Source organism: Streptomyces zinciresistens K42, assembly GCF_000225525.1.
Taxonomy (GTDB): Bacteria; Actinomycetota; Actinomycetes; order Streptomycetales; family Streptomycetaceae; genus Streptomyces; species Streptomyces zinciresistens.
In genome coordinates this window covers 1-8,419 of sequence record NZ_AGBF01000245.1, presented here as the reverse complement: position 1 = coordinate 8,419, position 8,419 = coordinate 1, and the positions used below count along the sequence as shown (strand labels likewise).

General features: G+C 67.0%; 7 protein-coding genes and 1 pseudogene. 3 read left to right on the top strand and 5 right to left on the bottom strand.

Annotated features, from left to right (window positions below):
• The first annotated feature begins 106 nt into the window (after window positions 1–106).
• Window positions 107–481: a hypothetical protein gene (locus tag SZN_RS33140; protein ID WP_043734362.1), complete on the top strand. Its 375-nt coding sequence runs from the start codon at window positions 107–109 to the stop codon at window positions 479–481.
• A 189-nt stretch (window positions 482–670) separates the two neighbouring features.
• Window positions 671–1,435: an IS5 family transposase gene (locus SZN_RS33135; RefSeq protein WP_007503735.1), complete on the top strand. Its 765-nt coding sequence runs from the start codon at window positions 671–673 to the stop codon at window positions 1,433–1,435.
• A gap of 633 nt (window positions 1,436–2,068) precedes the next feature.
• On the opposite strand, the gene SZN_RS33130 is transcribed toward SZN_RS33135, so the two are convergent.
• The 3 genes from SZN_RS33130 to SZN_RS33120 form a co-directional block, all read right to left on the bottom strand.
• The gene (locus SZN_RS33130) at window positions 2,069–2,371 is read right to left on the bottom strand and encodes a hypothetical protein (RefSeq protein WP_007503733.1); all 303 of its coding nucleotides are present in this window, start codon (window positions 2,369–2,371) and stop codon (window positions 2,069–2,071) included.
• Window positions 2,372–2,617: 246 nt separating this feature from the next.
• Window positions 2,618–4,363, bottom strand: a complete 1,746-nt coding sequence (gene ltrA / locus SZN_RS33125; RefSeq protein ID WP_007503730.1) for a group II intron reverse transcriptase/maturase — start codon at window positions 4,361–4,363, stop codon at window positions 2,618–2,620.
• Between the two features lie 621 nt (window positions 4,364–4,984).
• On the bottom strand, window positions 4,985–5,980 hold the full coding sequence (locus SZN_RS33120; RefSeq protein ID WP_007503729.1) for an IS4 family transposase: 996 nt from the start codon (window positions 5,978–5,980) through the stop codon (window positions 4,985–4,987).
• A 124-nt stretch (window positions 5,981–6,104) separates the two neighbouring features.
• Here SZN_RS33120 and SZN_RS33115 point away from each other — a divergent pair.
• A pseudogene (locus tag SZN_RS33115) lies at window positions 6,105–6,347 on the top strand (Tn3 family transposase); the annotation flags it as partial.
• Window positions 6,348–6,416: 69 nt separating this feature from the next.
• Here the strand turns inward: SZN_RS33115 and SZN_RS33110 are convergent.
• On the bottom strand, window positions 6,417–7,688 hold the full coding sequence (locus SZN_RS33110; protein WP_007503725.1) for an MFS transporter: 1,272 nt from the start codon (window positions 7,686–7,688) through the stop codon (window positions 6,417–6,419).
• A gap of 34 nt (window positions 7,689–7,722) precedes the next feature.
• Window positions 7,723–8,316, bottom strand: a complete 594-nt coding sequence (locus SZN_RS33105; RefSeq protein ID WP_043734358.1) for a winged helix-turn-helix domain-containing protein — start codon at window positions 8,314–8,316, stop codon at window positions 7,723–7,725.
• Window positions 8,317–8,419: the final 103 nt, after the last annotated feature.

Here is an 8,419-nt window from a genome sequence, read left to right as displayed (position 1 = left end):
AAGCTCCCCAGACGTGTACGGATGAACGTCCCCAGCTATGTCGCGGGCAGGAGCACGGCTGAGGATCCTGGTTGAGATCGTCACGCTGGCCGGAGACACTCGCACGATGAGTCACAGTGCATTGGCCGGATCGGTCCAACGAGGTTGGGACGGGCCCTGGTACCGGGTCCGGACGGACGACTTCGAGGCATCGTTCCTGCCCAGCTCACGCGAGGACTTGGACTTGGTGTGCAACGTCGACGTCTTCGTGGACCTCACGGACAGCTCCCGGTGGAGCGCAACCGTCTTCACGGTCGCAGAGGTCGAACGCTTGATGCAGACCTGGGCAGGAACCGACGAGGCTCTCGGCGGCCGTTACTTCTGGGTCTCGGACGGCCTGATCGTCCGGGATCCCGGCATCGACAACATGACCCAGGTAATCGCCGGACTGATCGAGAACGACGAGTTCTCTGAGGTTTTCCAGCGACTCGAAGACGACTGATCGTGCCCCCGGCCGCCGAGCCGACGTGGCCTGAACGAACCGCCCGATCCTGTCATCGCACGACGTGAATCTCGGGAAGTGAGCTTTTTCCAACCTCGCGTGCAGGCTGGGTAGTTGGCCTGACAGACGGGTGAAGCCCCTGGTAGATGGGTTTTCGACCAAGAGAACCGTCTCCACCAGAGGCTTCGCATGCTTGTCTACTCGTCCGGCGTCGACGTTTCCAGCTCTGCCCTCCGCTTCCTCGCCGCCCGTCTGAGGGAACACCGACGCACTCTCGGCACCCGATGGCGGCGCCTGAGCGCGGGGCGGCAGGCCCTGCTCACCCTCACCCACCTCCGCAACGGCCAGCCCTATGCCCAGCTCGCGGCCGGTTTCGGGGTCGGCACGACCACCGTCTACCGGTACGTCACCGAGGCCGTTGAGCTCCTGGCCGCCCTTGCCCCCACACTCGCCGAGGCAGTACGGGCCGCATCGATGAAGGCGTACCTGATCCTGGACGGGACACTTCTGCCGATCGACAGAATCGCCGCCGACCGGCCGTTCTACTCGGGCAAACACAAGAAGCACGGCATGAACGTGCAGGTCATAGCCGACCCGAAGGGCCGTCTCCTGTGGGCTTCACCAGCTCTGGCCGGTGCCGTCCATGACGTCAGGGCCGCACGCGAGCACGGCATCATCGACGCTCTCGCCCAGGCCGGCATCAACTGCTGGGCGGACAAGGGCTACCAGGGCGCGGGCGGCACGGTCCGCCTCCCTTACCGCGGCCGATGGGACAGCCTTTCCGCCGGCCAGCAGGCCGTCAACCGGGCCCACGCGAAGGTACGAGCACTGGTCGAACAGGCCATCGCCACCCTCAAGTCCTGGCGGCTCCTCCGCAAGCTCCGCTGCTCGACCACCCGAATCACAAGCCTCGTCCAAGCCGTCCTCACCCTCCACCTGGCCAGCTCAGACTGAGGATGGAAAAGGCTCAGTGTCCGGCGCCGATCACCCTGCAAGCTGACCAGCAGGTCGCGCGCGAGGGTCCGAACCTGACGCCACCCTGCGTCGGTGGCCAGTGCTTCCCTTGACCAACGCTCGGCGTTCTCTCTGCCGCTCATCCCCTCGAGCACCGCGTCAATCAGCTGCAGCTTGCCCAAGGCTTCCGTATCCAGGAACTCTTCCTGCTGGAGGTCGGCTATCAAGCGAAAGGCGTCATCGAATTCCAGGGCCAGCTCGTCGGTCACGACCTTGTGCTCGTCGATCCAGGCGAGCTGATCGGCCGAGTCCGCACCAAGTACGGCAAGCGCTTCGATCATGCGCTGCCAACGGAAAGAAGCCCTCGGAGTCCCCACTCGCACATCCTCGCACGATCACGATCCGAGCCACCGAACTGGGGACGTTTATCCGTACCGAGCTGGCGCCTTGCACTCGTACGCCGACAAGTAGGATCGCAATGCGCGCGCGGACGACGTCCACGACACGCCCGACGGAACCCGTCCACCCAACTTCTTCACGACTACTTTCTGTGGTGAACGACGGCTGGCAAGCGGACCTGCGGCCGAGCTGGGCTAGTTCCAATGCCGTGTAGTTAGCGCTCGGTGTTGGGCGTCAAGTTGTGCGGGTGGTCAGGATGTCGATGCTGATGGTGGCTTTGTAGCTGGTTCTATCGACGGTGCCTCTGGCGTTGTACTTCGAGATGGCGCGTTTGACGACGCGTGGCCGGGTGCGGATGCGTCGGGCGGGCATGAGGTCGGCCAGGACTCGGCGGCCTATGGTGCCGACGAGATCGACGACTGTGTCGGTGAAGATGCCCGCGGCCTGGATGAGCAGGTCGCGGGCGGTGTTCAGGGCGATGGCGAAGCTGGCCCGGTCGGGGTCGATGGCGGGGCGGGTGGCGGTGGCATCCGCCATGGCCAGACGCAGGACCTGGTAGGTGACCAGTAGGGCGAAGACTTCCTGGGCGACGCCGGCAGGGGTCCGGGCTCGAAGAACCCGGCCGCCCAGAAGGGTGGACTTGATCTCCAGGTAGGAGGTCTCGACCTGTCGGGTAGGTGCGGCGCATTGCTGCGCCGCACCCCCCTCAGAACCGGACGGGCGGCGTTAACCGCATCCGGCTCAAGCAGGCCCTGAAGGCCCACGGGCAGCCAGAGTGGCTGGTCAGCGTGGTTCACTGCCGCCGCGCCAGCGGTGGCAGTGAACGTGGGTGAGTCGGAAGGTGACGGGATCGTCGGACTGGCTTCCGTCCGCTTCGGCGGTGAGCGCGTTCGCGCGTACCGCCGTCCGGATCGCCCGCAGCCATTGCTCCCATGCCTGGGGGCTCTGCGGCTGCTGGTCGGCGTGCAGGAGAAGCGTTCCGCAAAGCGGGCACCGGCCGCGCTGTCCTTGGAGCAGACTCAGCAGGCGAGGGCTGAGCGGGGGCTTGTTCCTGCGTCGCCGCGAGGCCCAGTACTCGGTCAGCGCCGGGTCGTCCACGGACGCCCCTTTGACGACGAGTTGATGTCTGACGATCCTGGTCCAGGCGAATTTGGTGAGGTAGCGGCCGCTCTCGCGGTCACCGAACACCCACCGGTCCTGCCGGGACTCGTTGAACCGGCCGAAGTACCGGGAGGTCACCCAGCCGTTCGGCTTGTTCGGGTGTGTGTGGCGGGCCCACTTGTAGATCAGCCTCCACACGTGGTTGTCCAGCGAGGTGAACACTTCGCTGGAGACCACTCCCCGAAAGTAGGCAGCCCAGCCCCGGATGATCGGGTTGAGCTTGGCGATCACCGCCGCCGCGTTCTGCCCCCGAAGGGCCAGCACCTCGGCGGTGAGCCGTGCCCGGATCCGTCGCACGGATGCCTTGCTCGGCTTGATCAGCAGCATGCCGTGGTAGCGGCGGACGGTGAAGCCCAGGAAGTCACAGCCCTCGTCGAGGTGCGCGATGCGCGTCTTGTCCTCGTTGAAGGCCAGACCCCGGGGCCTGAGCCACCGGGCGAGCCGCTCCTTGACCTGCTCAGCCTCGTCACGACTGTGACAGAGCACCACCAGGTCGTCGGCGTACCTGATCAAGGTCGGCGAGCCCACTGCCAGTTCACCGGCCTTGGGGCCGGTGGGGCGGTAGCGGACTCCGGCAGCCTCTTCCATCCCGTGCAAGGCCACGTTCATCAGCGCCGGGGAGATGATCCCGCCTTGCGGGACCCCCTCCTCGGTCGGGGCGAGAACGCCGCGGTCGAGTACTCCCGCCTTGAGCCACTGCTCGACCAGTCCCCGGGCGGGGAACTGTCCGATCGAGGCCATGAGACGGTCGTGATCGATGCGGTCGAACGCCGCTGCCAGGTCTGCGTCAAGGACCCACTGGCGCTTCGGGCTCTTGCCCTTGGCGGTCAGGAAGATCGCTCCGATCGCGTCGTGGCAGCCACGGCCGGGACGAAATCCATAGGATCTCGGCTCGAACCGTGCCTCCCACTCGGGTTCCAGCGCGTTCAGCGTCACGGCTTGAAGACACCGGTCGATGATCACGGGAATTCCGAGGCCGCGCTGACGGCCATTGGCCTTGGGGATATAGACCCGTCTGACGGGCAAGGGCCTCCACGGCGCTGCCCGGTGCTGCACCCAGTCGGCCAGTTCGGCCTTCCCCTGGGGTAGCAGGACAACCCGACCGTCGACCCCCGCCGTCTTGCGGCCAGCGTTGATCTCCGTCACCCGCCGCACGCTCACCAGCATGTTGGAGCGGGAGCGGAGCATCAGTTTCTGGAGATTGCGGACCTTCTTGAGGTCCCCTGCCTGCGATGCCGTGAAGATCCGCTGCCTCAGCCGCCGTACTTCGTTCTCCGCGCCCTGCCAGTCGGTCGACTGCCAGTCGGTGAAGTCGTCCTCAGGTCCGTTCGCCGTGACGGCACTGTCGTCCTGGACGGTGTCCGCCACGGGAGATGTTGTCGCCACGGTGTCCAACTTGCCCTTTGGTTTCAGCGTTGATGGTCATCGGGTCCTCACAGGCCCACCTGACCCACGTCAGCACCCTTGCGGGTCCGGGCAGAGCCCGTTATCCGGCAGGTTATGCGGGACGGCCAGCGGAGGCGCTGGTCATCTGCCCCGGTTTCCCGCTGCCTTTCGGCGACCGGCGTTGGCTTCTTGGGTCATCCTGTGCCCGCTGGGGAGTTGGGCCTTCCTTACGGTCGGCTGACCGGACGCTTGCGCGTCCGGACCCCAGCGGGGTTTCCACGTTCCACACGAGTGAGATACGACCGGGGTGGGTGCCCCCTAAACTCCGGGACGGCGATGCTCTCCCGGCTGACGTTGGGTCTTCAGCCGGCGCCTGCCGCTTCTCAGCGACCAGTCCTGCACCCCGCTGGAGCAATCCATCGGCGGGGCCCACGATCACGAAGCATCATCAGGGGTTCACTTGCGTTCACCCGTCCGGTCTTCCCCTTGCCTGTGGCCCCCGGATGGCACGGGGACCCTTGGGCTTCTCCTTCGAGCTCCACACCCCACCGTTACCGGCGACGCATGTCGAAGTGGGGACGGGCCTTGAGCACTGGCCCGGAACTACGCTGTCGACATCAAGTCGATCCTCCGATCAGGTAGTTCACTCAGTCTCGTGCGACTTCGTGTCGCACCCCATCGCTCGTGGTAGAGCCTGATCAGCTCGGTGGCGGGGTGCGCGTGGGAGTCGGTGAGGGTCGTGACGAGACGGTAGGCGCCGATGTGGCGCCCCTGAGAGGTGCTGACGGTGATCTCGCAGTCGATGACGCGGACCGCAACGGCTCCGAGCCTGGACAGGTAGGAGCCGTCGGGGAAACGCTGCAGGACCGGCAGCCTGCGGTGTTCTTTCACGCGGACCAGAACATGCGCGCCCGTCCTGGTGATCGCCTCGACCAGCGCCTGAACGGCGAAGTTCCGGTCCAGCAGAACGATCATGCCCTCGCGAAGGCTGCGGACCAGGGTCGGGGCATAGAACGTCTCCCCGTTCGTAGTCGGCCCGAACACCGCGTCCAAAACGGTACGGGTGCCGCAGGACACCAGGACCAGCAGACGGAGCGAGGGGTATCCCGCACCGCCGTTGTTCCAGCGGTGCCTGACGAACTCGGCCCTGTTGGCCGGGCTGTCGGGCACGGCCACCAGCGTGCCGTCGACAGCGCAGACGAGTAGACCCCGCCACCGCGTTCCCACGGTGGCAACCCCGGCGGCCGGTCCGCGCAGCAGGTCGAACAAGCGGTGCAGCGGCCCGCTCCCGACCCGCCTGCGGGCTTGCGCCAACGCACCGGCCGTCGGAGTTGCTGTCTCCAGTCCTTCCAGGCCCGCCGTCAACCGCTGCCACACCTGCTGCCAGCCGATCCCGGGGAACAGGGCCCCGGCCAGCAGCAGGTATACGACCACACGAGAGGGAAGGTCACGTATCCGCTGCTGTGTCCTGCCGCTCTCGGTCAGCACCTCGTCGACCATCTCGAACGGGACGATCCGCGTTAACTCGCCCAGATGGCCTGGCGCGAACCGCCCCGCGGCGACCGCTACCTCATGAGAAATGACAGACTTGGCGTCCAATGGAGCTCCTACTGAACAGTGATCTTGGTCGACACGGTTCTAGCAGGAGCTTCATCTCTTCTTCAGACGCCTTGACGCCCAACACCGAGCGCTAACTGCACGGCATTGGGGCTAGTTCGGATAAGACCACATCGGCGCCCTCGGCATGGTCCTCAACGCCGTCGTCCTCTTCAACACCCGCTATATGGACGCCGCGGTCAACCAGCTGCGCGCGGACGGCTTCGATGTCCGCGACGAGGACGTGGCCCGCCTCTCGCCGTTCGTGCGGCAGCACATCAACATGCTCGGCCGCTACTCCTTCCAGCTCCCCGACCTGCCCGGAGGCTTGCGGCCACTGCGCGATCCGGATGCCGTAGACGGCGAGTGACCGCCAATCATCGGGAGACGCCGACCAGCCCCTGCTGCGGGCTGGTCGGCGGGGCTGCGGTTGGGTTGCTTAGACGGTCACGCCTGGCCGCTGCCGGGGCAGTTCGGCGTGCCGCACCGCGTCGGAGGCCAGGGCGATGCCCACGCCCAGGCTGGCGAAGATGCCGCAGGCGACGAACACCGGGGCGGCGCCCCAGGCTCCGATGGCGGCACCGACCAGCGGATAGCTGAGGGGGGCGAGACCGACCATGGTGAGCATGACCACGGAGGTGACCCGGCCAAGATAGGCCGGGTCCGCCGCAGTCTGTATGAGGGCGTTGTCCAGGCTGCCGAAGACGCCCGCACACAGTCCGATGACCGCAGCCAGCACCGCGGCGAGCCACAGGGTCGGTACCAGAGCGATCGTGGCCGCACCCGCGCAGCCCACGAGCAGCGTCCCGGCCATCATCAGGCCGGCACGCGGCAGCCAACCGGCGATCGCGAGCAACGCGGCGCTAGCCGCAGCTCCTGCGCTGAAGCTGCTGACGATCCAGCCGTAGCCGGAAGGACCCCAGCCGCGCTCGGCGTTGAGGAGCACCATGCCGACGTTGAGGGTGCCGGTGAGGCCGAGTTCGCAGACGGCGCCGGCGGCGACGAGCGGGCCGATGAGTCGGTGGCGGCGGATGTAGCGCAGGCCGTCGAGCAGGTCCTGCCGCGCGGTGCCGGGCTCCGGCCGCTCCGCGTCGGGCGCCACGAGAGGTCGTATCCGTATCGCCATCAGGAGCGGCAGGGACAGGGCGATGAGCAGTCCGGCGATGGTGAAGGCGGCTGCGGGTCCACCGAGTCCCATGGCCAGGCCGCCGATCGGCGGTCCCGCGATCTGGCTGAGGCGCGTCGACAGCGAGCGCATGCCGGTGACCCGGGCCAACTGGTCGGGGGCGGTGATCCGGGGCGGAAGAGCACCGACAGCGGGTACGAACAGTGCGTCGACGGCGCCGAAGACGAGCGCCACCGTGACCAGGATCCACAAGGCCGGAGCCGTCAGTGCGATACCGGCGGCCACCGCCAGGATGAGGAGGCAGCGCAGCGTGTCACTGCCGAGAATCACCCGGCGGGGGTCGAACCGGTCGGCCACCACGCCCCCACCGAGCATGAGTAACGCTCGTGGTACTGCCCCGGCAGCCATGACGAGGCCGACTTCGGTAGGACCGGCGGCCTTCTGGGCGGACCAGGCCAGGGCGACGAAGTACACGCTGTCGCCAATGAGGGAGACGGTGTAGGCGGTGAGCCAGCGCAACACGTTGCCGTCGCGGTGAGCCGGTGTGGCGGCGTTTTTGGGCAGGACCGTCTCTGGGGTGGCCATGGTGGGCTCCAAGTACGTTGGGAATTCGGCTGAGTCAGGGCCGGAAGGGAAAGCCGTATAGGTGCACAGACACGTGCTCGCGGTCCTCGGTGTCGTCGGCCGCCTTGGCGGCCTTGCCGCGCCCCCGCCAGCGCCGGGCCAGTGCCTCAAGCTCGTCGCTCATCTCGGCGAGTTCGGCCGGGGTGAGGTCGAGCAGCCACTCGGAGCTGAAGGACGCGTCGGTCCACGCCTTCCCCCAGGCGGACTTCTGGTCGAGATACGTGCGGTATTGGGCGACGCGGGTGTCGAAGATCCCTCGGGTCACCGCGCCGACCGCGGCGGCTCCCTCGGGCGTGTCCGCGAAGTCCGAGTCACGGAAGCCCCAGCCCTCTTCAGATGCCACCTGCCACCAGCGCTCGCGGCCGTCGGCCCCCTGGTCACTCGCCTGGGTCACGAAGCCGTGCTCAGCCAGCTTGCGCAAGTGGTAGCTGACCAGCGAGGGCGTTTCGTCGACATGCTCGGCGAGCTGAGAGGCGGTCGCGGTGCCCGCGGCGTACAGCAGCCGGTACAGCTGCATCCGCAGCGGGTTCATGAACGCCCTCAACCGTGACAGGTCGGTGATCTGCTCAGGCTCGTGCTTCGGTCGCATGCGCTTACCGTAGGTATGAAGTGGAAACTTCGCAATAAACGCTTCAGAGTTGGACGGCCGAGTAGCCCGGCTCTATGCGCAGGGGACTGGAGACAGCCAGCTC